The organism is Enterobacter sp. Lyrl_3 (assembly GCF_051948675.1).
Classification (GTDB): domain Bacteria; phylum Pseudomonadota; class Gammaproteobacteria; order Enterobacterales; family Enterobacteriaceae; genus Enterobacter; species Enterobacter cloacae.
Genome location: NZ_JAYJLI010000001.1, coordinates 898,661 through 922,637 on the forward strand (window position 1 = coordinate 898,661; position 23,977 = coordinate 922,637).

At 55.3% G+C, this 23,977-nt stretch carries 24 protein-coding genes and 4 tRNA genes; 13 read left to right on the plus strand and 15 right to left on the minus strand.

Translation table 11 applies throughout. The features are described from left to right. The first annotated feature begins 31 nt into the window (after positions 1-31). From VF709_RS04440 to VF709_RS04460, 5 genes are all read left to right on the plus strand, one after another. Positions 32-107 (plus strand) — tRNA-Val (locus VF709_RS04440). Positions 108-149: 42 nt separating this feature from the next. Further along, a tRNA-Val gene (locus tag VF709_RS04445) sits at positions 150-225 on the plus strand. 29 nt (positions 226-254) lie between these two features. After that, positions 255-330: transfer RNA gene (locus VF709_RS04450), tRNA-Val, on the plus strand. A gap of 4 nt (positions 331-334) precedes the next feature. After that, a tRNA-Lys gene (locus VF709_RS04455) sits at positions 335-410 on the plus strand. A 180-nt stretch (positions 411-590) separates the two neighbouring features. Further along, positions 591-932, plus strand: coding sequence for a FlxA-like family protein (locus tag VF709_RS04460; protein ID WP_013098192.1), 342 nt, complete (start codon positions 591-593; stop codon positions 930-932). On the opposite strand, the gene VF709_RS04465 is transcribed toward VF709_RS04460, so the two are convergent. Continuing rightward, complete coding sequence (locus VF709_RS04465; RefSeq protein WP_013098193.1) at positions 929-1,864, minus strand: LysR family transcriptional regulator; 936 nt, start codon at positions 1,862-1,864, stop codon at positions 929-931. The two genes, VF709_RS04460 and VF709_RS04465, sit on opposite strands and share 4 nt — an antisense overlap. 89 nt (positions 1,865-1,953) lie before the next feature. Between VF709_RS04465 and VF709_RS04470 the strand changes: the two genes are divergently transcribed. Then, positions 1,954-2,949, plus strand: a complete 996-nt coding sequence (locus tag VF709_RS04470; RefSeq protein ID WP_029883927.1) for a bile acid:sodium symporter family protein — start codon at positions 1,954-1,956, stop codon at positions 2,947-2,949. Here the strand turns inward: VF709_RS04470 and VF709_RS04475 are convergent. From VF709_RS04475 to zipA, 3 genes are all read right to left on the minus strand, one after another. Continuing rightward, positions 2,946-3,161, minus strand: coding sequence for a DUF3820 family protein (locus VF709_RS04475; protein ID WP_003861328.1), 216 nt, complete (start codon positions 3,159-3,161; stop codon positions 2,946-2,948). The two genes, VF709_RS04470 and VF709_RS04475, sit on opposite strands and share 4 nt — an antisense overlap. Position 3,162: 1 nt before the next feature. Then, on the minus strand, positions 3,163-5,178 hold the full coding sequence (ligA, locus tag VF709_RS04480) for an NAD-dependent DNA ligase LigA (protein WP_013098195.1): 2,016 nt from the start codon (positions 5,176-5,178) through the stop codon (positions 3,163-3,165). Between the two features lie 69 nt (positions 5,179-5,247). Next, positions 5,248-6,168, minus strand: a complete 921-nt coding sequence (gene zipA, locus VF709_RS04485; RefSeq protein ID WP_440230958.1) for a cell division protein ZipA — start codon at positions 6,166-6,168, stop codon at positions 5,248-5,250. Positions 6,169-6,398: 230 nt separating this feature from the next. On the opposite strand from zipA, the gene cysZ reads away from it, so the two are divergent. The 5 genes from cysZ (at position 6,399) to crr (ending at position 11,192) form a co-directional block, all read left to right on the plus strand. Next, a complete protein-coding gene (cysZ, locus tag VF709_RS04490) occupies positions 6,399-7,160 on the plus strand; it encodes a sulfate transporter CysZ (protein ID WP_038420311.1) in 762 nt (253 codons plus the stop codon). A gap of 163 nt (positions 7,161-7,323) precedes the next feature. Further along, a complete protein-coding gene (gene cysK / locus VF709_RS04495; protein WP_013098198.1) occupies positions 7,324-8,295 on the plus strand; it encodes a cysteine synthase A in 972 nt (323 codons plus the stop codon). Between the two features lie 317 nt (positions 8,296-8,612). Continuing rightward, positions 8,613-8,870 carry a phosphocarrier protein Hpr gene (ptsH, locus tag VF709_RS04500; protein WP_000487600.1) on the plus strand — a complete coding sequence of 86 codons (258 nt, stop codon included), beginning with the start codon at positions 8,613-8,615 and terminating at the stop codon, positions 8,868-8,870. 44 nt (positions 8,871-8,914) lie between these two features. Then, positions 8,915-10,642 carry a phosphoenolpyruvate-protein phosphotransferase PtsI gene (ptsI, locus tag VF709_RS04505; RefSeq protein WP_013098199.1) on the plus strand — a complete coding sequence of 576 codons (1,728 nt, stop codon included), beginning with the start codon at positions 8,915-8,917 and terminating at the stop codon, positions 10,640-10,642. A 40-nt stretch (positions 10,643-10,682) separates the two neighbouring features. Then, complete coding sequence (gene crr / locus VF709_RS04510; protein WP_003861316.1) at positions 10,683-11,192, plus strand: PTS glucose transporter subunit IIA; 510 nt, start codon at positions 10,683-10,685, stop codon at positions 11,190-11,192. A 44-nt stretch (positions 11,193-11,236) separates the two neighbouring features. Here the strand turns inward: crr and pdxK are convergent, their stop codons facing one another. The 10 genes from pdxK to VF709_RS04560 form a co-directional block, all read right to left on the minus strand. After that, positions 11,237-12,073: a pyridoxine/pyridoxal/pyridoxamine kinase gene (gene pdxK / locus VF709_RS04515; protein WP_114519234.1), complete on the minus strand. Its 837-nt coding sequence runs from the start codon at positions 12,071-12,073 to the stop codon at positions 11,237-11,239. 5 nt (positions 12,074-12,078) lie between these two features. Further along, on the minus strand, positions 12,079-12,990 hold the full coding sequence (cysM, locus tag VF709_RS04520; RefSeq protein ID WP_013098201.1) for a cysteine synthase CysM: 912 nt from the start codon (positions 12,988-12,990) through the stop codon (positions 12,079-12,081). 118 nt (positions 12,991-13,108) lie between these two features. After that, positions 13,109-14,203: a sulfate/thiosulfate ABC transporter ATP-binding protein CysA gene (cysA, locus tag VF709_RS04525; protein ID WP_013098202.1), complete on the minus strand. Its 1,095-nt coding sequence runs from the start codon at positions 14,201-14,203 to the stop codon at positions 13,109-13,111. Continuing rightward, positions 14,193-15,068, minus strand: coding sequence for a sulfate/thiosulfate ABC transporter permease CysW (cysW, locus tag VF709_RS04530; protein ID WP_013098203.1), 876 nt, complete (start codon positions 15,066-15,068; stop codon positions 14,193-14,195). The genes cysA and cysW overlap by 11 nt, the downstream gene beginning before the upstream one ends. Continuing rightward, positions 15,068-15,901, minus strand: a complete 834-nt coding sequence (cysT, locus tag VF709_RS04535; protein WP_013098204.1) for a sulfate/thiosulfate ABC transporter permease CysT — start codon at positions 15,899-15,901, stop codon at positions 15,068-15,070. Before cysT ends, cysW begins: the two co-directional genes overlap by 1 nt. After that, on the minus strand, positions 15,901-16,914 hold the full coding sequence (cysP, locus tag VF709_RS04540; RefSeq protein WP_013098205.1) for a thiosulfate/sulfate ABC transporter substrate-binding protein CysP: 1,014 nt from the start codon (positions 16,912-16,914) through the stop codon (positions 15,901-15,903). The genes cysT and cysP overlap by 1 nt, the downstream gene beginning before the upstream one ends. A 172-nt stretch (positions 16,915-17,086) precedes the next feature. Then, entirely contained in the window at positions 17,087-17,986 is a 900-nt protein-coding gene (locus VF709_RS04545; protein WP_013098206.1) for a Dyp-type peroxidase, read from the minus strand. A 92-nt stretch (positions 17,987-18,078) separates the two neighbouring features. Further along, positions 18,079-18,654: an RpoE-regulated lipoprotein gene (locus VF709_RS04550; RefSeq protein WP_013098207.1), complete on the minus strand. Its 576-nt coding sequence runs from the start codon at positions 18,652-18,654 to the stop codon at positions 18,079-18,081. A gap of 63 nt (positions 18,655-18,717) precedes the next feature. Beyond that, the gene (locus tag VF709_RS04555; RefSeq protein ID WP_014832841.1) at positions 18,718-19,167 is read right to left on the minus strand and encodes a DUF2919 domain-containing protein; all 450 of its coding nucleotides are present in this window, start codon (positions 19,165-19,167) and stop codon (positions 18,718-18,720) included. Next, positions 19,154-19,579, minus strand: coding sequence for a GNAT family acetyltransferase (locus tag VF709_RS04560; protein ID WP_014832842.1), 426 nt, complete (start codon positions 19,577-19,579; stop codon positions 19,154-19,156). Before VF709_RS04560 ends, VF709_RS04555 begins: the two co-directional genes overlap by 14 nt. 212 nt (positions 19,580-19,791) lie before the next feature. Here VF709_RS04560 and amiA point away from each other — a divergent pair, with 212 nt between their 5' ends. Then, the gene (gene amiA, locus VF709_RS04565; protein WP_013098210.1) at positions 19,792-20,667 is read left to right on the plus strand and encodes an N-acetylmuramoyl-L-alanine amidase AmiA; all 876 of its coding nucleotides are present in this window, start codon (positions 19,792-19,794) and stop codon (positions 20,665-20,667) included. Continuing rightward, positions 20,667-21,566, plus strand: a complete 900-nt coding sequence (gene hemF, locus VF709_RS04570) for an oxygen-dependent coproporphyrinogen oxidase (RefSeq protein WP_038420320.1) — start codon at positions 20,667-20,669, stop codon at positions 21,564-21,566. The genes amiA and hemF overlap by 1 nt, the downstream gene beginning before the upstream one ends. Positions 21,567-21,645: 79 nt before the next feature. Here the strand turns inward: hemF and maeB are convergent, their stop codons facing one another. Next, positions 21,646-23,925, minus strand: coding sequence for an NADP-dependent oxaloacetate-decarboxylating malate dehydrogenase (maeB, locus tag VF709_RS04575; RefSeq protein WP_013098212.1), 2,280 nt, complete (start codon positions 23,923-23,925; stop codon positions 21,646-21,648). Positions 23,926-23,977 lie beyond the last annotated feature (52 nt).

The window sequence follows — 23,977 nt, forward strand, 5'->3', positions numbered from 1 at the left end:
ACTCTCCCTATAATGCGACTCCACACAGCGGGGGTGATTAGCTCAGTTGGTAGAGCATCTCCTTTACACGGAGGGGGTCGGCGGTTCGAGCCCGTCATCACCCACCATCTACTTCACGTAGACTCGCAGTGTAGATAAGAATTGAGATTGGGCGATTAGCTCAGTTGGTAGAGCATCTCCTTTACACGGAGGGGGTCGGCGGTTCGAGCCCGTCATCGCCCACCATTCTCACCTTATCGCAGCAGTTCCGAAATGGGCGATTAGCTCAGTTGGTAGAGCATCTCCTTTACACGGAGGGGGTCGGCGGTTCGAGCCCGTCATCGCCCACCATTTCGGGTCGTTAGCTCAGTTGGTAGAGCAGTTGACTTTTAATCAATTGGTCGCAGGTTCGAATCCTGCACGACCCACCAATGTAAAAAAGCGCCCTAAAGGCGCTTTTTTGCTATCTGCGATATGGACGGTTCGAATCTTTTGCACAGAAACTTCCTGTAGCCGCTCCAGCCAGCCTAACGCCCTGCCAGATATAGCAGTTTTCCTCAAGCTCCCACCATCGGTGCCGATATCTCTGTTTTATGGTAAGAGGAAAGACTATGACGACCATTCAGACATCAACCCACCCTATTCAAACCAGTAACAGTGGTGGGAGTGCTTCCAGTGGCAACGATATTGCTGCCCAAATCAGCCGCATTACGGAGCAAATCACCAAACTGACTCAACAGCTAAAAGAGCTGCCAGAGAGTGCCGGCAGCCCGGAAGAGAAGAAAAAACAGCAGGAGCTCATTCAGGCACAGCTTAAAGTGCTGCAGACACAGCTTGCACAACTATTGCGCCAGCAGGCGGAAGAGGCCCAGAAGAAACAAGACCAGAAGCAGGGCAAAGTGGAAGGCGTAAACAACCCATCAGATGTCAATCAGATCGATATTTACATCTAATCATCTGCAGCATTAAACAGTGGGTCGCGTATGCGGGCTTCGGTTAACCGTTGCGCCTGGATACGCACCACTTCCCAGATAGCCTGTGCCGCCCCCGAAAGAGAACGATTTTTTCGTCGAACCAGCATCAGCTTTCTGTCAACCACCGGGGTCAACCGTCTTACAGCCAGCCGGCTCCCCTGTGGCAACGGCAGCGCCAGGGCAGGCAATACGCTGATCCCAATGCCTGCCTCAACCATAGGAAACAGCGTAGCCGGATGACCAATCTCCTGCACGATGGTTGCTTTTACCCCCTGAGCATTCAGCGCGGAGTCAATCAACGGACGGCTGCCCGATGCATAATCCTGTAAAACCAGTTTCGCGCCCTGCAGCGTCTGCCAGCTAACATGAGGCAGCATTGCCAGCGGATCGTCGTCCCGACAGAGCAGCAAAAAAGGCTCAGAAAGCACAATCTCACACTCCAGGTCACTCACCTGGCCGGGATCGATGACGATGCCAAAATCCACATCGCCCTGGCGGATGCTCTCCAGCACCCACTGTTGCGGCCTGTCGTGCAGCACAAAATCGATATCCGGATAGCGCTGGTTACCCTCAGCAATACACTGCGGAATAAGATGCGCCGAAATCGTCTGGCTTGCTGCCACCCGTACGGTGCCAGAAAGCTGCTGCCCCAGTCTCCCGACATCCCTGAGCGTGCTGTTCAGTTCATCCAGTAACCGCTCCAGTCGCAGCGCCAGCTGCTGTCCGGCTTCGGTTAATACCACTTCACGCGTGGTGCGGTCGAGTAGACGCACACCTGTCTGGAGTTCCAGTTCTTTCACACTGTGGCTGACGGCCGACTGGCTCAGGCCAATGATCTCCCCTGCCCGGCTGAAGCTGCGGGCATGGGCCACGGTGACAAAAACGCGAAGCTGACGTAAGGAATAATTCATCTGTTTAATTCATGAATAGATGCAATAAATCAATTTTATTTCTCAAAGGGAACAAAGCACAATAGCGACATCTGTTTTCAGGAGTCATTATGAAACTATTTCGTATTCTTGATCCGTTTACACTTACCCTGGTCGTCACTGTTTTACTGGCCTCCTTCTTCCCCGCGCGCGGCGGTTTTGTGCCATTCTTTGAAGGACTCACTACCGCGGCCATCGCGCTGCTGTTCTTTATGCACGGCGCCAAACTCTCCCGCGAAGCCATTATCGCAGGGGGAAGCCACTGGCGACTCCACCTGTGGGTCATGTGCAGCACCTTTATTCTTTTCCCAATACTCGGCGTGCTGTTTGCGTGGTGGGCTCCGGTCAATGTTGACCCGGCGCTCTATACCGGTTTCCTCTACCTCTGTATTTTGCCAGCCACCGTCCAGTCCGCGATTGCCTTTACTTCGCTGGCAGGCGGCAACGTCGCGGCCGCTGTCTGCTCGGCATCGGCATCAAGCCTGTTAGGGATTTTCGTCTCGCCGCTGCTGGTTGGCCTGCTGATGAATATGCACGGTGCAGGCGGTAATCTGGAGCAGGTCGGGAAAATCTGTCTGCAGCTGCTTCTGCCATTTGTCCTTGGTCATCTTTCTCGTCCGTGGACGGGGGCGTTTGTGGCGAAGCACAAGAAATGGATCTCAAAAACCGATCAGACGTCGATCCTGCTGGTGGTTTACTCCGCCTTCAGCGAAGCCGTGGTGAATGGTATCTGGCATAAGGTGGGCGCAGGCTCGCTGCTGTTTATCGTGGTGGTCAGTATCGTCCTGCTGGCGATTGTCATTGCGGTAAACGTCTTTGTGGCACGCAAATGTGGCTTCAACAAAGCAGACGAAATCACCATTGTGTTCTGCGGCTCGAAGAAAAGCCTGGCAAACGGCATCCCGATGGCCAACATTCTGTTCCCGACCTCGGTGATTGGGATGATGGTACTGCCGCTGATGATTTTCCATCAGATCCAGCTGATGGTCTGTGCAGTACTGGCGCGTCGTTATAAACGTCAGACGGAAAAACTGGCGCAGGAAGAGACCCGCGCCGCGAAGGCTTAAGGACGTTTCAGGGGCTGAACCAGCTGGGTCAGCCCCTCGGTTTTAATCAATAGCGTGATGGCCATCAGCTCGCCCAGTCGTCCCGCCGGGAATTCATCCTTTCGGGCAAACCACAGAAGGTACTCTTCCGGCAAATCAATCAGCCTGCGGCCCTTATATTTACCGAACGGCATCTCTGTATTGGCGATCTCGACGAGCTGCTCTTTTTCCACGTTACTCTCCCAGCAGACGCATCATTTCTGCTTCATCGATTACCTCAATCCCGAGCTCCTGCGCTTTTGCAAGCTTGGAACCGGCGGCTTCCCCGGCGATCACCAGATCCGTTTTCTTCGACACGCTGCCCGCCACTTTTGCCCCCAGTGCCACCAGACGCGCCTTCGCATCATCCCGTGAAAGCTGGCTGAGACTGCCGGTCAGTACTACCGTTTTACCGGCAAACGGGCTGTCGATCTCTTCGGCATTGACGACGACCGGCGCAGGCCATTTAATGCCCTGCTCCAGCAGTTTTCCGATGACGTCGCGGTTGCTCTCTTCGGCAAAGAAGTTAAAGACGTGCGTGGCCACCACAATGCCGACATCAGGCACTTTTTGCAGCTCCTCAATGCTCGCTTTCTCCAGCGCGTCCAGCGTGCCAAAGTACGCCGCCAGACCTGCTGCGGTGGCTTCACCCACCTCACGAATACCAAGCGCATAGAGGAAACGGGCAAACGTGGTCTCTTTGGCGGCTTCCAGCGCATTCACTACATTCTGAGCCGACTTCGGCCCCATGCGGTCAAGACCGGTCAGCTTACCCGCCGTCAGTTTGAAAAGATCCGCAGGCGTATGGACATACTCTTTCTCAACCAACTGGTCGATAATTTTGTCGCCCATGCCGTCAACGTCCATTGCCCGTCGGGAAACGAAGTGCTTGAGTGACTCTTTACGCTGCGCGCCACAGATTAATCCCCCGGTACAGCGAGCCACCGCTTCGCCTTCCACACGCTCTACGTCTGAGCCACATACCGGGCAATGCGTCGGAAACACGATGGCGCGCGTATCATCAGGGCGCTCTGACTGAACCACGTTGACGACCTGCGGGATCACATCTCCCGCCCGGCGAATCACCACTTTGTCACCAATACGCAGGCCAAGACGATCGATTTCATCCGCGTTATGCAGCGTGGCGTTGCTCACCAGCACACCGGCCACGTGCACCGGCTCCAGACGTGCAACCGGCGTGATGGCTCCGGTACGACCCACCTGGAACTCCACATCGCGGACAAAGGTCATCTGCTCCTGGGCCGGGAATTTAAACGCCACAGCCCAGCGCGGTGCTCGCGCCACAAAGCCTAGCTGCTCCTGAAGCGCAAGCGAGTTAACCTTTATCACCACACCATCGATATCAAAACCGAGCGTTGGGCGGTCTTCTTCAACCTTGCGATAAAACGCAAGAACCGCCTCCGGTGAGTCGCAAAGCTGCACGCGGTTGCTGACCGGCAAGCCCCACGCTTTAAACTGCAGCAAACGCCCGAGGTGGGTGTCCGGCAGTTCCCCTCCCTCCAGAATACCGACGCCATAGCAGAAGAAAGTAAGCGGTCGCTTCGCGGTAATGCGCGGGTCCAGCTGGCGTAAAGAGCCTGCCGCCGCGTTGCGCGGGTTCGCAAACACCTTCCCACCGGTGCGACGCGCCTCTTCGTTGATTTTCTCGAAGCCCGCCTGCGGCAGGAAAACTTCACCGCGCACTTCCAGACGAGCAGGAATATTGTCGCCGTGCAACTTCAGCGGGATCGCGCGGATGGTACGCACGTTGGTGGTGATGTCTTCCCCGGTGGTGCCATCACCGCGCGTTGCGGCACGGACCAGCACGCCGTTTTCGTAGAGGATGCTGACGGCCAGGCCATCCAGCTTCAGCTCACAGCACCAGGTCAGGGCGTCGCTGCTTTTGAGTCGATCCTGCACACGCTTATTAAAGGCGAGAAAGCTCTCTTCATCGAAGACGTTATCCAGAGAGAGCATCGGCACTTCATGACGTACCTGGCTGAACGCACCTAGCGGTTCAGCGCCGACACGTTGGGTTGGGGAGTCCGGGGTGATCAACTCCGGGTGCTGCGCCTCTAAATCGCGCAGTTCACGCATCAGGCGATCGTACTCCGCATCCGGCACTTCCGGTGCGTCCATCACATGATAAAGATATTCATGATGGCGAAGCGTGGTTCGCAGTTCAGTGATTTGTTGTTCGATTGAGTCCATATCGCACCATCAATGAGAAAAAACCCCCGACAGGCGGGGGTTGAGGAGGAGTTGAAGAAAACGCGTCGATTACGCGTTGGCTTCCTTAACTTCGCGGATGCGGTCCTGATACTCGCGCAGTTTCTGCGGCGTCATCATGCGACGCTGGTCGTCGAGCACCACACCACCGACTTCGTCAGCGATGTGCTGAGCGGACTGCAGCATCAGCTTAAAGTTTTGCAGTTCGTCACCGTAAGATGGAACCTGCATAAAGATCGTCACGCCCGGCGTCACGAAATCGCCCGTCATTTCAGGGTCGAAGGTGCCAGGGTTAACCATGTTGGCCAGGCTAAACAGCGCCGGGCCGCTACCGTCCGGGCTCAGGTGGCGATGGAAAATATTCATGTCGCCAAACTTGAAGCCAGCCTGTTGAATACTGTTAAGCAGCACGTCACCGTTCAGATGGCTGCCGTGATGGGCGGCCACGTTCATGATGATCACCGCTTCTTTACGCTGCGGTTTTTCAACAACCGGTTCTGGCTCTACAACGGGCTCTGGCTCAACCTGCGGTGCCGGGGCTGGCTGTGGTGCAGGCTGCGCCTGAACAGGCTGTTGCGGCGGTTGCTGTACCGGCTGAGCAGGCTGCGGTTGTACAGGCTGCTGCACGGGTTGCTGTGGAACCGGCTGCGGCGCAGGCTGGCGCGGCTGTGCAGAAGCATACGGCGGTTGATACTGGTGCTGCGCAGTACGGGGGGCTTCATGCTCCCCATGAGCCGCGCCGGGCGCAGTATTGACCCGATGAACACGAACTTCACCCACGCCGTCGTCATCGCGATCGTCGATGTCATATTCACTTTCATCGTCGTCACGACTGGACTTCATGCGCTTCAGTGGGCGATCGCGAAACATAGAAGAACGCTCTTTACGGCTGGTCCAGAAACCATGTACCAGTAAAGCGATTATGGCGATCGCGCCAACAATGATTAATATCAGACGCAAATCCTGCATCATTATATTCTCTGTTGTTCTAACACCTTGCCACCACGGCAAACATTTACTCACTAAGAGTATTTGCCGTTTACGTCAAGTGCAAGTGTGTGCAGAGCATTCACAGCATAAAGATGAACTAAATCGTGCTTTTTGCTGTTTTTTCGAACATTTCCGAACTGGTCATTGGTCCGTAACTGGATAATATAGGCGGGCAATTCCACTGGTTGTGAAAAAAGGAGTACAGCCTGGTTATGGTTTCAACATCATCTTCTCCCCCACGCAGCGGCGTCTGGTATTTTTCTCAGGGCTGGAAACTGGTCTCCCTGCCGGGTATTCGACGTTTCGTCATTCTGCCCTTGCTGATCAACATTATTCTTATGGGCGGCGCCTTCTGGTGGCTTTTCACGAAGCTTGAAAGCTGGGTCCCGGCCATGATGAGTTATGTACCTGACTGGCTGCAGTGGCTGAGCTATCTGCTGTGGCCACTCGCGGTGATTTCTGTGCTGTTGGTGTTCGGCTATTTCTTCTCAACGATTGCCAACTGGATTGCGGCGCCGTTTAACGGCCTGCTGGCGGAACAGCTCGAAGCGCGTCTGACCGGTGCCACACCACCGGACACGGGCGTACTGGGGATCATGAAAGATATTCCGCGCATCATGAAGCGCGAATGGCAAAAATTCGCCTGGTATCTCCCCCGTGCAATTGTACTGCTTCTCCTTTATCTGGTGCCCGGTATCGGCCAGACGGTTGCGCCCGTGCTGTGGTTCCTGTTCAGCGCCTGGATGCTGGCTATTCAGTACTGCGACTACCCGTTTGATAACCACAAGGTGCCCTTTAAAGAGATGCGTACCGCGCTGCGCACGCAGAAAATGGCCAATATGCAGTTTGGCGCGCTTACCAGCCTGTTCACCTTGGTCCCCTTCCTTAATCTTTTCATCATGCCCGTTGCGGTGTGCGGCGCAACGGCAATGTGGGTCGACTGCTACCGTGCTAAGCACGCGTTATGGAAGTAATGCAAAAATGTGTAAACAAGGGATGGCTTATGCTATCCCTTATTCCATACTGATCCCCATTATTTCCTTGCAGTATATAGATATGCGAATTCCTTACTTCCCCATACCTGCTTAGCAGGTATGCTGGGTCGGTATCCCAATTTCATACAGTTAAGGACAGGCCATGAGTAAGATTTATGAAGACAACTCGCTGACTATCGGTCATACGCCCCTGGTTCGACTGAACCGTATCGGTAATGGACGCATTCTGGCGAAGGTCGAATCCCGCAACCCGAGCTTCAGCGTAAAATGCCGTATCGGTGCAAATATGATTTGGGATGCCGAAAAACGTGGCGTGCTCAAGCCAGGCGTTGAGCTGGTGGAGCCTACCAGCGGCAATACCGGTATTGCGCTGGCCTATGTGGCTGCGGCGCGTGGCTATAAGCTGACGCTGACCATGCCTGAAACCATGAGCATCGAACGCCGCAAGCTGCTCAAAGCGCTGGGCGCAAACCTGGTGCTGACCGAAGGCGCGAAAGGCATGAAAGGTGCCATTCAGAAAGCCGAAGAGATTGTTGCCAGCGATCCGGCGAAATACCTGCTGCTTCAGCAGTTCAGCAACCCGGCAAACCCGGAAATTCACGAGAAAACCACCGGGCCTGAAATCTGGGAAGATACCGATGGCCAGGTTGATGTGTTTATCTCCGGCGTGGGTACCGGCGGTACGCTGACCGGTGTGTCACGCTATATTAAAGGCACGAAAGGTAAAAAAGACCTGATCACCGTGGCCGTTGAGCCGACCGACTCGCCGGTTATCACCCAGGCGCTGGCGGGTGAAGAGCTCAAGCCGGGCCCGCACAAGATTCAGGGTATCGGCGCAGGCTTTATTCCGGGTAACCTGGATCTGAAGCTTATCGATAAAGTCGTCACGATCACGAACGAAGAAGCCATCTCGACGGCACGCCGCCTGATGGATGAAGAAGGTATTCTGGCCGGTATCTCTTCCGGTGCTGCCGTTGCGGCGGCGCTCAAACTTCAGGAAGATGAGTCCTTTACCAACAAGAATATTGTGGTTATCCTACCTTCGTCAGGTGAGCGTTACTTAAGCACTGCACTGTTTGCCGATCTGTTTACCGAGAAAGAACTGCAACAGTAATGCCAGCATGTTAATAACGCGTAAAAAAGCACCTTTTTAGGTGCTTTTTTGTGGCCTGCTTCAAAGTTTTACCCCTCCTGGCATTGATTCACCCCGTTGGGTCTGGTATTTAAACCAGCAATTATTTTGATGCGTGAAATTAATCAGCGAACGAAATACCCTTGCTGAATCGATTTTATGATTTGGTTCAAGTCTTGCTTTCGCTGCATAATGTTTAATGACGATCGAAACGTCAGCGCTAACAATACAGGCTAAAGTTCAGTCGCCAGGCTAGACTTTAGTTCCACAACACTAAACCTATAAGTTGGGGAAATACAATGTTCCAGCAAGAAGTTACCATTACCGCTCCGAACGGTCTGCACACCCGCCCTGCTGCTCAGTTTGTTAAAGAAGCGAAAGGCTTCACTTCTGAAATCACTGTGACTTCCAACGGCAAAAGCGCTAGCGCAAAAAGCCTGTTCAAACTGCAGACTCTGGGCCTGACTCAGGGCACCGTTGTCACTATCTCTGCTGAAGGTGAAGACGAGCAGAAAGCAGTTGAGCATCTGGTAAAACTGATGGCTGAGCTCGAGTAAATTTCCGGGTTCTTTTAAATATCAGTCACAAGTAAGGTAGGGTTATGATTTCAGGCATTTTAGCATCCCCGGGTATCGCTTTCGGCAAAGCATTGCTGCTGAAAGAAGACGAGATCGTCATCGACCGGAAAAAAATTTCTGCCGACAAGGTTGATCAGGAAGTTGAACGTTTTCTGAGCGGTCGTGCCAAGGCATCTGCGCAACTGGAAGCAATCAAAACTAAAGCTGGCGAAACTTTCGGTGAAGAAAAAGAAGCTATCTTCGAAGGGCACATCATGCTGCTCGAAGATGAGGAGCTGGAGCAGGAAATCATAGCCCTGATTAAAGATAAAGGCATGACGGCCGACGCGGCTGCGCATGAAGTTATCGAAGGTCAGGCATCTGCCCTGGAAGAGCTGGACGATGAATACCTGAAAGAGCGTGCGGCTGACGTACGTGACATCGGTAAGCGCCTGCTGCGCAACATCCTGGGTCTGGCCATCATCGATCTGAGCGCGATTCAGGACGAAGTGATCCTGGTTGCCGCTGATCTGACCCCGTCTGAAACCGCACAGCTGAACCTGAACAAGGTGCTGGGTTTCATCACCGACGCCGGTGGCCGTACCTCCCACACCTCAATCATGGCGCGTTCTCTGGAACTGCCTGCCATCGTGGGTACCGGTAACGTCACCACTCAGGTGAAAAACGACGACTATCTGATTCTGGATGCCGTAAACAACGTGGTTTACGTCAACCCAACTAACGATGTGATCGAGCAACTGCGTACCGTTCAGGAGCAGGTTGCCACCGAGAAAGCGGAACTCGCTAAACTGAAAGACCTGCCAGCCATCACGCTGGACGGCCATCAGGTAGAAGTGTGCGCTAACATCGGTACCGTACGCGACGTCGATGGCGCTGAGCGCAACGGCGCGGAAGGTGTGGGTCTGTATCGTACTGAATTCCTGTTCATGGACCGTGACGCCCTGCCAACTGAAGAAGAGCAGTTTGCGGCGTACAAAGCGGTGGCTGAAGCCTGTGGCTCTCAGGCCGTTATCGTCCGTACCATGGACATCGGTGGCGACAAAGAGCTGCCGTACATGAACTTCCCGAAAGAAGAGAACCCATTCCTGGGCTGGCGTGCAGTGCGTATCGCCATGGATCGTAAAGAGATCCTGCGTGACCAGGTGCGTGCGATTCTGCGTGCCTCTGCTTTCGGTAAGCTGCGCATTATGTTCCCGATGATCATCTCTGTTGAAGAAGTGCGTGCACTGAAGAAAGAGATCGAGATTTACAAACAGGAACTGCGTGACGAAGGTAAAGCATTTGACGAGTCAATTGAGATCGGCGTAATGGTGGAAACACCAGCAGCCGCGACCATTGCGCGTCATTTAGCCAAAGAAGTTGATTTCTTTAGTATCGGCACCAATGATTTAACGCAGTACACCCTGGCAGTTGACCGTGGTAATGATATGATTTCACATCTCTACCAGCCAATGTCACCGTCCGTACTGAACTTGATCAAGCAAGTTATTGATGCTTCTCATGCAGAAGGTAAATGGACTGGCATGTGTGGTGAGCTTGCAGGCGACGAACGTGCTACACTTCTGTTGCTGGGTATGGGTCTGGACGAATTCTCTATGAGCGCCATTTCCATCCCGCGCATTAAGAAGATTATCCGTAACACGAACTTCGAAGATGCGAAGGTGTTAGCAGAGCAGGCTCTTGCTCAACCGACAACGGACGAGTTAATGACGCTGGTTAACAAGTTCATTGAAGAAAAAACAATCTGCTAATCCACGAGATGCGGCCCAAATTACTGCTTAGGAGAAGATCATGGGTTTGTTCGATAAACTGAAATCTCTGGTTTCTGATGATAAGAAAGACTCCGGAACTATTGAGATTGTTGCTCCGCTCTCCGGCGAGATCGTCAACATCGAAGACGTGCCGGATGTAGTGTTTGCTGAGAAAATCGTTGGTGATGGCATTGCTATCAAACCAACTGGCAACAAAATGGTTGCTCCAGTTGACGGCACCATCGGTAAAATTTTTGAAACCAACCATGCGTTCTCTATCGAATCTGATAGCGGTATCGAACTGTTCGTTCACTTCGGTATCGACACCGTTGAACTGAAAGGCGAAGGCTTCAAACGTATCGCAGAAGAAGGCCAGCGTGTTAAAGTTGGCGACCCGGTGATTGAATTCGATCTGCCATTGCTGGAAGAAAAAGCCAAGTCTACCCTGACGCCGGTTGTTATCTCCAACATGGACGAAATCAAAGAGCTGATCAAACTGTCTGGCAGCGTCACCGTGGGTGAAACCCCGGTTATCCGCATCAAGAAGTAATTCTTGCCGCACAGAAAAATGGCGCCTTCGGGCGCCATTTTTGTTTATGCGGGGAGGATAAGCTCGTCGTAACCTTTCGACTGCGTATAGATCATGACGTCAGTCACCCGATCGCCTGCCATGCGTATGGCGTCAGCAACGGTTTTTCCCCCCACGATACCGCTGACCAGTTCTGAACAGAACAGATCGCCCGTTCCTTTCAGATCCGTCTCGACGCGCGGGTGTGCGCTTACCGTAACGCCCTCTTTACTCACCAGCACGACGTGAATATTCTGCTGGTCGTCGGCCACTGGCGCACTGGTTATCGCCACCCATTTCAGCGTATCGGAAAGCAGCCCCTGCGCGGCGGCGATGGCGCTCTCTGGCGTGCGGCACGGTTTACCGCTTAACACTTCCAGTTCGAATACGTTGGGCGTAATGCCCTGCGCCAGCGGCAGCAGATGCTCACGATACGCCTCAGGAATATCAGGTTTAACGTACATACCGCTGTCGATATCCCCGATCACCGGGTCAACCAGCACCAGCAGTTCCGGGTGCTGCACTTTGATTGCCTTCAGCCACTGCGCCAGCAGAACAATCTGGCTGGCGCTGCCCATGTAGCCCGTGGTGACCGCCTTAAGCTCGCGCAGGATCTCGCGCTCTTCCAGCGCCCTCAGGTAGCCGCTGAACCACTCATCGGGGATCACCCCGCCGTAAAAGGTGTCATAGTGCGGCGTGTTGCTGAACAGCACCGTCGGTACGGCGGTCACGTTAAGCCGGTGGGTACGAATATTGGGTACCGCAATGCTGTTCCCCACGCTGCCGTACACCACCTGCGACTGCACCGCGACAATATCGGTTTGCTGCGCCCGGGTCTTATCCCGGAATAAAATCATCTCCATGACGCTTAAATCCCCGCCCCCTGCGAATAACTCTCTTCGCCAAAGACGCCGGTAGACAGATAACGATCGCCGCGATCGCAGATAATCGCCACCACCACTGCACCAGGGTTCTCCTGCGCCACACGCATCGCACCTGCTACCGCGCCACCCGAGCTAACCCCGCAGAAGATGCCTTCGCGTACCGCCAGCTCGCGCATGGTATTTTCCGCCTCGCGCTGATGAATATCCAGCACCTGATCCACCAGCTGAGCATTAAAAATGCCCGGCATGTATTCCGCAGGCCAGCGACGAATACCCGGAATGCTGCTCCCCTCTTCCGGCTGCAGGCCGACAATGGCGACCGGTTTTTCCTGCTCGCGCAGAAAACGCGACACGCCGGTGATGGTGCCGGTGGTGCCCATGCTGGAGACAAAATGGGTGATACGCCCGTCGGTTTGTTGCCAGATTTCCGGGCCAGTGGTCGTATAGTGGGCGTAGGGATTATCCGGATTATTGAACTGATCCAGCAGTTTGCCTTCACCGCGCTCAGCCATCGCCAGCGCCAGGTCGCGCGCCCCTTCCATCCCCTGCTCTTTGGTCACCAGTATCAGTTCAGCACCGTAAGCCCGCATCGCGGCGCGGCGCTCCTGACTCATGTTGTCCGGCATCAGCAGCTTCATGCGGTAGCCTTTCAGCGCGGCAATCATCGCCAGCGCAATGCCGGTATTCCCGCTGGTGGCCTCAATGAGCACGTCGCCTGGCTTAATTTCACCGCGCTTCTCAGCCTGGACAATCATCGACAGCGCCGCGCGGTCTTTGACTGACCCCGCCGGGTTATTGCCTTCGAGTTTGACCCAGATTTCGCTGCCGTTGTCAGGCCCCATGCGCTGAAGCTTGACCAGTGGAGTGTTGCCAATGGTGTGTTCGAGTGTATTCACGATTTTTACTCAATAAAAAAGCCGGGTGGCGCTTCGCTTACCCGGCCTACAAGACGCAGTTTTAGCTGTAGGCCCGGTCAGCGCAGCGCCACCGGGCGATAAACATCCTAATAACCTATCAGGCTGACTCCGCCAGAGCAATATCCTCGCGCGTCTCGATGCGCTGGTTACCGTGATAAATACGGGCATGCTGCAACCCCACAAACAGGCGTTCACCCCGGTGTGGCGCCTCTTCATCGCGCATCACCACCGTCAGCGGCTCGGTATACCAGCCCAGCGGTTGTACCACCATTTGTGTGTAGTGACCTTTAGGGCTAGCTTCCAGTACCTGCACCGGCAGCGGTGAATCCAAGCTGGTACGACGGCTGACATCCACTTCCCACGGGCGCAGGAACAGATCCACCGGCCCCTGATGGGCAGGCGTGTATCCCAGCGGCCAGCGGTGTGCCCCGACGTGGAATTGTCCGCCGCGTACGGTGCCCTGCAGACGGTTAACTTCGCCCATAAACTCCAGGACAAAACGGGTGGCAGGTTCACGCCAGAGCTGCTCTGGCTCGTCCACCTGCTCGATGTTCCCCTGGCTCATGACCACCACGCGGTCCGCGACTTCCATCGCCTCTTCCTGGTCGTGGGTGACGAAGACGCTGGTGAACTTCAGCTCTTCATGCAGCTGACGCAGCCAGCGGCGCAGCTCTTTACGCACCTGCGCATCCAGCGCGCCAAACGGCTCATCAAGCAGCAGTATTTGTGGCTCCACGGCCAGCGCGCGCGCCAGTGCGACACGCTGTTTCTGGCCGCCCGAAAGCTGCGCCGGGAAACGGTCAGCCAGGTGGGCCAGCTGCACCATTTCCAGCAGTTTGGTCACTTTCGCTTTGATGGTTGCCGCATCCGGGCGTTCGCGACGCGGCAGCACGGTCAGGCCAAACGCAATGTTGTCGAACACCGTCATGTGGCGAAACAGCGCGTAATGCTGGAACACGAAGCCGACTTTACGATCGCGGGCATGCAGGCGGCTCACGTCGGTGCCGTGAAAACGGATATGTCCGCTGGTCTGATGTTCAAGACCGGCGATGATACGCAGCAGCGTGGTTTTACCCGAGCCAGACGGCCCCAGCAGCGCCACCATTTGTCCGGAAGGGATATCCAGCGAGATATCATTCAGCACCTGGGTGCGACCAAAAGACTTCTTAATATTGGCAATCTCAATGCTCATGATTTCCCTCCTGATGCTGACGTTTTTCCTGATTTTCTAAACGCCACTGCACCACACTCTTCAAAAACAGGGTCAAAATAGCCATCAGCGTCAGCAACGCTGCGGCGGTAAAGGAGCCGATGGTGTTATAGTCCTGCTGCAGCAGTTCAATCTGTAACGGCAGCGACAGGGTTTCACCTCGAATGGAACCGGATACAACCGACACCGCCCCAAACTCGCCAATTGCGCGGGCGTTGGTCAGCACCACCCCATAGAGCAGTGCCCAGCGAATATTCGGCAGCGTGACGCGGCGGAACATCTGCCAGCCTGACGCGCCCAGCAACACAGCCGCTTCGTCTTCGTTGCTCCCCTGGCTTAACATCACCGGTACCAGTTCGCGTACCACAAACGGACAGGTTACAAAGATAGTCACCAGCACCATACCCGGCCAGGCAAACATCACCTGCAGGTTGTGCTCATCCAGCCAGCCACCGAGCGGGCCGTTAGAGCCGTAAAAGAGCAGGTAAACCAGACCCGCCACCACCGGTGAGACGGCGAACGGGATATCCAGCAGCGTCAGCAGCATCTGACGCCCCGGGAAGGTAAAGCGCGTCACCAGCCAGGCCAGCAGCGTACCGAATACCAGGTTGACCGGCACGGTGATCAGCGCAATCAGCACCGTCAGCCAAATGGCGTGCAGCATATCCGGGTCCGCCAGGTTTTCCAGCGCGGGCATAATCCCTTTGCTGAACGCCTGCACGAAAATATAGATTGTCGGTACCACGAGGATGAGAGCAGAAACCAGCACGCCCGTACCAATCAAAAACCATTTACCCCAGTTGATGCGGGGCGCATCGTATCGCTTCAATTGAGTAACTTCCGCCATCAGTGACCTACCACACGTCGACCAAAGCGACTTTGCAGAGTGTTGATTGTGTAGAGCAGCAGCAACGATGCGGCAAGAATGACCGAGGCAATGGCGCTCGCTGCCGGGTAATCAAACTCCTGCAAACGGATAAAAATCATCAGCGACGTCACTTCCGTTTTCCACGCAATATTACCGGCGATAAAAATGACCGCACCGAACTCGCCGAGGCTACGGGTAAACGACAGCGCCACTCCCGCCATCAGCGCCGGGGAAAGCTCAGGCAGGACAACTTTACGGAAGCTCTGCCAGCGCGTAGCCCCCAGCGTTTCTGCCGCTTCTTCATATTCCGGGCCTAACTCTTCCAGCACCGGCTGTACGGTACGTACCACGAACGGAATGCTGGTAAAGGCCATCGCCACCGCGATACCGAGCCAGGTATAGGTCACTTTGATGTCAAATTTCGCCAGCCACTCGCCGTACAGACCGTTTACAGAGAAAAGTGACGCCAGCGTCAAACCGGCAACGGCCGTCGGCAGTGCAAACGGTAAATCCATTAACGCGTCGAGCAGCGTGCGGCCCGGAAAACGATAGCGGGTTAAAATCCACGCCATCAGCAGGCCAAACACGCCGTTAAAAAGCGAGGCCACAAACGCCGACAGCAGCGTCACTTTATAGGCCGCAACGACCTGTGGGTTGGTGACCACTTCCCAGTACTGGGACCAGCTCATCTGCGCAAGCTGCATCACCAGCGCGCTGAGCGGCAACAACAAAATCAGGCAGACGAACAGCAGGCTGGTTCCGAGGCTTAAGGTAAACCCCGGCAGCACGCGTTTAGTCGAGAGGGCAAACATTACTTACGCCCCGCCGCCAGCAATTTGTCTAATTCACCGCCGCTGGCAAAATGCGTTTTCATCACCTCAGGCCAGGAGCCGAAATGATCCTCCACGCGGAACAGCGCGGTCTGGGGGAATTTATCTTTCAGTTTGTTCATCACGTCAGGGTTGTTCACGCGATAGTAGTAATCAGTAATGATGGTCTGCGCCTGTGGGCTGTACAGGTAGTTGAGATAGGCTTTTGCCGCTTTCTCAGTGCCGTTTGCCTGCACGTTTTTATCCACCCACGCCACCGGGAACTCGGCCAGGATGTTGGTTTTCGGGATAACGACTTCAAAGCCCTGCGCTTCATACTGTTTGCGGATGTTGTTCACTTCCGATTCAAAGCTAATCAGCACATCGCCCAGACCGCGTTCTGCGAAAGTCGTGGTTGCTCCGCGACCGCCGGTATCAAACACTTCGACGTTTTTCAGGAACTGGGTCATGAACTGCTCGGTTTTGGCTTTATCGTTACCGTCTGCTTTGTCCGCTGCACCCCACGCCGCCAGATAGGTATAACGCGCATTACCGGAAGTTTTAGGGTTCGGGAAAATCAGCTTTACGTCAGAACGAACCAGATCGCTCCAGTCGTGGATATTCTTCGGATTGCCTTTACGCACCAGGAAGCCCATGGTGGAGTAGAACGGCGAACTGTTGTTTGGTAGACGGCTCTGCCAGTCGGCCGGGATGAGCTTGCCTTTGTCATGCAGGATCTGCACATCGGTCACCTGGTTATAGGTCACCACGTCCGCTTTAAGCCCCTGGAGGATCGCCAGCGCCTGTTTGGACGAACCGGCGTGAGACTGTTTAATGGTCAGCTTGTCGCCGTTATTGTCTTTCGCCCACTGCTGCTCAAACGGCGGGTTAAGGGCGGCAAACAGCTCGCGGGAGACGTCATATGAACTGTTCAGCAGCTCAGTCGCCTGCGCCTGTGCCACCAGCAGTAAACCTGCCAGTGCCAGGGATCCTTTTTTCAGTACAGTAACGGCCATTGCGCACCCTTATAAATGTGATGACTATCTTATTGTCATAATATTTATAACGAGGTCGAAAGGAGTAACGGTTTTATATACCGTTTGGTGATTTACAAGCAGAAAAGGGAATAAGGGTGTGGCCTGTTGTCCTCACCCCAACCCTCTCCCAAAGGGAGAGGGAGGAAGGGAATTACAACGCCAGCAGACGCTCAATGGATGGTGCGAAGTAGTAGCCGCCGGTGACCGGTTTGGTGAAGCGCAGCATGGCGTCACGCTTGCCGTCGGTATCGCCGAACATGCTCAGCAGCTGTTGCTCAATATTGTACAGACGCGCGCAGTAGGCGCAGAAATAAAGGCCATGGGTTCCGCTTGCGGTGCCATACGGCAGGCTCTGGCGAACAATCTTCAGCCCTTTACCGTCTTCCTTGAGGTCAACGCGGCTCAGGTGAGAGGTCACCGGGCGTACATCGCCGTCGATCTCTTCGTTGGCCTCTTTGGTACGGCCAATCATCATCTCCTGGTCCTGCACACTCATGCGGTTAAGCTGCTTAAGGTTATGCTCCCAGCGCTGAACAAATACGTAGCTGCCGCCGGCATCCACGCCATCCTTGATGACCGCCACTTCACGGCGCGTCTCTTCACCTGCCGGGTTTTCCGTCCCGTCGACAAAGCCGCTCAGGTCGCGCTCTTCCACCCAGCGGAAACCGTGGACTTCTTCCTGAACGTCAATGCTGTCACCAAACGCCGCTACCGCCGCCTGAGCAACGGAGAAGTTCACGTCGTGGCGCAGAGAGAGAATATGGATCAACACGTCGTACTGGGTTGCCGGTGCCAGGCCTTTGCCATAAGGGATAAAGTCTTTGAGCTCTTCCGCCCCTTCGCCACCGCTCAGCTGACGCCAGACGTTATTGCCAAAGGCCACCACAGCGCCCAGATGGGCATCCGGGAATTTGGCCTGGAAGGTGGCCAGTTTATCCACAAAGACTTTGCTGGCCGCACGCAGGGCATCCACATCCCCTTTCACATTGGCTTCAATCCAAATCGCCGCGCGGCAATGTTCTGGCAAAATGCCACTCTGAACCTGAGACATCGCTCCTCCTGAAATAAAGATGCCACGACAACGTGGCATTGATGGCGGGTATTATACCCGGATTTCAGCGAGACGGATTGTTCAGGCGCAAATTACTGCTGCCAGATAATTTTGCTCACTTTCCAGTTTTTCAGCGTATCGTCAGACGGCATTAAGCCTTCAGGACCGCTCCAGGTTCCGGTAAAGAGATAGCTGATGTGCTGGCTGTCCGGTGCTTTACATTGCACCGCCACGCCATCGTCTGAAGGCGCGCTGGCGCAATTGCCGAAAGCCTGTTTATAGAGATCGCTAAACGGCGTACCAACCTTCACGCCGCTCGCCGTCGGGATAGCATCGTCCAGCACGGCAATACGGTTTACCGTGCCTTTATCGCCGTTAATCACCAGAGCCAGTTTGTCTCCTTTCAGCGCTTCGAAGTAACGCACGATAGTGCCGTTTTCAGTTTTCATGCCGCTGCGCAGACGATAGTCGCTGCTCAGGGCCGCCTGAAGCGCGTCCTGATCCAGCGCCGTCGCGGCGGTAATGTTGCCCACGCCCTGCTCGGTCACTTCCAGCGAAGAGCCAAACCAGTTCCACGGATAAGCGGCCGACCAGTTAATGGAGGAGAGCGTTGAACAGCCGGTTAACGCCAGCGGGAGAGCGCATAAAAGTAAACGCAGCGATTTCATTGAAACGTCCTTACGTGTTAAATCAACGCTTGTTGGAGTGCAGCATCGGCAAAAAGTGCCGCGTTAATCTGACTCATGCGTAAAACAGGCGCGTAAGCGGGGGTTAGTCAGCAGCCACAGCAGCGCCACGATATCGGCCACCACCAGCGCAATGCCGATGCCCGTAAGCGGTTCACCGTACCACCAGAGCACAGGCTGCCAGCAGAGCAGCGCAATCTGGGCCAGGATCAGCAGCCAGCGAAGCGCACGCCAAAGCCGTGGGATCGCCTGTCGTCGGCCGCTGCACAAAAACGTCACCACCGCCGGTACGCCCGGTAACAGGCCGAGCCAAAAGGCGTCGTGATCGGGATAAAAGAGCGTCAGTAATGTATCGCCCTGCCCGCGGGACGCGGCGGCCATGACAAACAGCACCCAGGTGCGGGCCTGCAGCAGCAGTACGCACCAGAATAAGAAAGGCAGCCTGACACGCCCCTGCGCGTCGTAATCTGCCGGGTGGATCTCAATACTCTTCATCTTCGATCAGACGCTTACCTAAGCTCAGCACGTCAGCGTGTTCATAGCCCAGACGTTCATACATGCCCAGCACCACGTCGTTATCTTCGCGCACCATGATCTGAATTTTTGGACAACCGCGAGCGATCAGTTTTTTCTCAAGACGATTGAGCAGCGCATTGGCAATGCCGCGCCCCCGGTATTCCGGGTGAACGCCCAGATAATAAGCAGAGCCGCGATGGCCGTCGTAACCGCCCATCACCGTGCCCACCACTTCGCCGTTCACTTCCGCCACCAGAAACAGACTGACGTCGTGATTCAGCTTACGCTCAATGTCCATCTCTGGATCGTTCCACGGACGCAGCAAATCGCAGCGCTCCCAAAGGGTGATCACCTCTTCGAAATCTTCCTGGCGAAAAACGCGTATCTCCATGGTATTAACCGCCTTTTCGGGTTTAAAAACAGTGATTATGGCGCGAACAGGGCATTTAGCCAATAACCGGGGAAAATCTCGCCAAAATTTGGCATAATGTCACTTTGTCACGTATTGAAATGAAAAGTAAAACAATTCTCAATAAGGACTGTCGTAACGCTAAACGCGATACGATATAACACCAGGACCGCAATTTTTACTATTCAGGCCGCATGAGCACATTCAAACCATTAAAAGCACTCACATCGCGTCGTCAGGTTCTCAAAGCGGGGCTGGCGGCCTTAACGTTAACGGGCATCGCACAGCAGGCTCAGGCAAAAGAAGAGAGCACGCTTAAAACCAGTAACGGACACAGCAAACCCAAAGCCAAAAAACCAGGCGCGAAGCGTCTGGTCATGCTCGACCCGGGTCACGGCGGCATTGATACCGGCGCCATTGGCAAAAACGGGTCAAAAGAAAAACACGTCGTGCTGGCAATTGCAAAAAATGTGCGATCGATTTTACGCAGCAACGGCATTGACGCCCGCCTGACGCGCACGGGCGACACCTTTATTCCGCTGTATGACCGCGTGGAAATTGCCCATAAGCATGGTGCCGATCTCTTTATGTCCATTCACGCGGATGGCTTTACAAACCCTTCCGCTGCGGGCGCGTCGGTATTTGCCCTCTCCAATCGCGGCGCCAGTAGCGCCATGGCGAAATATCTCTCCGACCGTGAAAACCGTGCGGATGAAGTCGCCGGGAAGAAGGCCACCGATAAAGATCACCTGTTACAGCAGGTGCTGTTCGACCTCGTGCAGACCGATACCATCAAAAACAGTCTGACGCTGGGCTCGCATATCCTCAAACGGATTAAGCCGGTGCACCGTCTGCACAGCAAGAGCACGGAGCAGGCCGCGTTTGTGGTGCTGAAATCACCGTCGATTCCGTCCGTGCTGGTGGAGACCTCTTTCATCACTAACCCGGAAGAAGAGCGTCTGCTTGGTACTGCGGCGTTTCGTCAGAAAATCGCCAATGCCATCGCCTCCGGCATCATCAGTTACTTTAACTGGTTCGATAATCAAAAAGCGCACTCCAGGAAACGTTAATGAAACCGAATGCAAAGCGGGTAAAAACCTTCCTGCTGCAGTTGCAGGATGAGATTTGCCAGAAACTGGCCGCTGCAGATGGCGGTAATTTTCAGGAAGATAACTGGCAGCGCGAGGCCGGCGGCGGCGGGCGTAGCCGCGTGTTGCGTAACGGCGGTATTTTTGAACAGGCGGGCGTCAATTTTTCCCACGTTTACGGGGAAGCCATGCCCGCTTCTGCAACGGCGCATCGTCCTGAACTGGCGGGCCGCAGCTTCCAGGCGATGGGCGTTTCGCTGGTGGTACACCCGCACAACCCGTTTGTGCCAACCAGCCACGCCAACGTGCGTTTTTTCATTGCGGAAAAACCGGGGGCCGATCCGGTCTGGTGGTTTGGGGGCGGTTTCGACATGACCCCCTACTACGGCTTTGAAGAGGATGCCGTGCACTGGCATACGACCGCACGCGATCTCTGCCTGCCGTTTGGCGAAGACGTTTACCCGAAATACAAAAAGTGGTGCGACGACTACTTTTACCTCAAACACCGCGACGAACAGCGCGGCATTGGCGGGCTGTTCTTTGACGATCTGAACACGCCTGATTTTGATACCGCGTTCAGCTTTATGCGTGCGGTGGGCGAAGGCTATACCGACGCTTATCTGCCCATTGTTGAACGGCGTAAAAACACCGACTACGGCGTGCGCGAACGCGAGTTCCAGCTTTACCGTCGCGGGCGCTACGTGGAGTTTAACCTGGTGTGGGATCGCGGGACGCTGTTTGGCCTGCAAACCGGCGGGCGCACGGAGTCGATTCTGATGTCGATGCCGCCGCTGGTGCGCTGGGAGTACTGCTACGAGCCAAAAGAAGGCAGCCCCGAGGCTGCCTTGAGTGAGTTTATTAAGGTTCGGGACTGGGTTTAACTGCCGGATGGCGCTGCGCTTATCCGTCCTGGTCAACCCGTAGGTCGGGTAAGCGAACGCGCCACCCGACACCACGCGCTTACAGCGGCTGCGTCTGCGCCTCAACCACCGCCAGCGCCACCATATTCACGATACGGCGTACAGAGGCAATTGGCGTTAACACATGCACCGGTTTTGCCACACCCATCAGCACCGGCCCCACGGTCACCCCTTCAGAGCTCGAGACGCGCAGCAGGTTGTAGCTGATACGCGCCGCTTCCACGTTTGGCATAATCAGGATATTCGCTGAGCCTTTCAGCGGGCTGTCTGGCATACGTTCATTGCGGATGCTCTCCACCAGCGCGGCGTCGCCGTGCATCTCACCGTCAATCATCAGCTCCGGTGCACGCTCGCGAACCAGCTCCAGCGTCTGTCGCATTTTGCAGGCCGCCGCAGATTTAGAGGAGCCGAAGTTAGAGTGCGACAGCAGCGCCACCTTCGGTTCGATACCAAAGCGACGCACGGTTTCAGCCGCCATCACGGTGATCTCCGCCAGCTCGTCCGGGGTTGGATCGTCGTTGACGTAGGTATCGGCGATAAAGGTGTTACCGCTTGGCAGCAGCAGCGCGTTCATCGCACCGGCCGTGTGCACCCCGTCGCGATAGCCGAAGATCTCCTGCACTACGCTGAAGTGCTCGTGGTAATCACCGATGGTGCCGCAGATCAGCGCATCCGCCTCGCCGCGATGAACCATGATTGCGCCAATCACCGTGGTGTTGCTGATCACCGCCCGCTGCGCCTGCTCCTGAGTGATCCCGCGACGTTTCATGATCGCGTAGTATTCGCTCCAGTACTCTTTAAAGCGCGGGTCGGATTCATTGTTAACGATCTCAAAATCAACACCCGGTTTGATCTGCAGGCCCAGCTTCTGGATACGCATCTCGATAACGCTCGGGCGGCCAATCAGGATCGGCTTCGCCAGCCCTAAGGTGATCAGCTCCTGCGTGGCATGGAGCACGCGCGCCTCTTCCCCTTCCGCCAGCACCACCCGCTTCGCGTCGGCACGAGCCTGAGAGAAAATCGGCTTCATAAACAGGTTAGTTTTGTAGACAAACTCGGTGAGCTTATCCACGTAAGCATCGAAATCGGTTATCGGGCGCGTCGCCACGCCGGAGTCCATCGCCGCTTTCGCAACCGCTGGCGCGATTTTGACAATCAGACGCGGGTCGAACGGTTTTGGAATGATGTAGTCCGGGCCAAAGCTCAGATCCTGATCGCCATAGGCTGAAGCGACCACTTCGCTCTGCTCGGCGTGTGCCAGTTCCGCAATGGCGTGCACCGCCGCGAGCTTCATCTCTTCGTTAATGGCCGTCGCGCCTACGTCCAGCGCCCCACGGAAGATGAACGGGAAGCAGAGCACGTTGTTCACCTGGTTCGGGTAGTCGGAGCGACCGGTACAGATGATGGCATCTTCACGCACCGCTTTCGCCAGCGGCGGCAGGATTTCCGGCTCGGGGTTCGCCAGCGCCAGAATCATTGGCGCACGCGCCATCTTCTTCACCATCTCCTGGGTCAGCACTTTCGGGCCTGAACAGCCCAGGAAGATATCCGCGCCGTCAATGACATCCTCAAGCGTACGCTTGCCGTCGTCGTCCACCGCGTAGGCTGCTTTGGTTTCCGCCATGTTAGGCTCGCGGTCTTTGTAGATCACGCCTTTGGAGTCGCAGACCACAATGTTGTGTTTCTGCATCCCGAGCGCCACCAGCAGGTTCATACAGGCAATGGCCGCCGCACCCGCGCCGGAGACTACCATGCGCACGTCAGAGAGATTTTTCTCCACCACGCGCAGGCCGTTAAGAATGGCGGCGGTGCTGATAATCGCCGTCCCGTGCTGGTCGTCATGGAACACGGGAATGTTCATACGTTCACGCAGTTTCTGCTCAATGTAGAAACATTCCGGCGCTTTGATGTCTTCGAGGTTAATACCGCCAAAGGTCGGCTCCAGCGCCGCCACGACGTTGATGAATTTATCGGGATCGTGTTCGTCCACTTCGATATCAAACACGTCGATACCGGCGAATTTCTTGAACAGAACGCCCTTCCCTTCCATCACAGGCTTACCGGCCAGCGCACCAATGTTGCCCAGGCCCAGCACCGCCGTACCGTTAGAGATCACGGCGACCAGGTTGCCGCGCGCGGTATATTTGTAAGCGGCGAGCGGATCTTTTTCAATTTCGAGACACGGTGCCGCCACGCCCGGCGAGTAGGCCAGCGCCAGGTCGCGCTGGGTTGCCAGCGGTTTTGTCGGGGAGACCTGAATTTTACCCGGGACAGGAAACTCGTGAAAATCGAGGGCACTCTGTTTTAACTGATCGTCCATCTTGTTATTCCTTTTACGTATCGGTCAGATAGTATCGCCGCAGGCTGCCGCA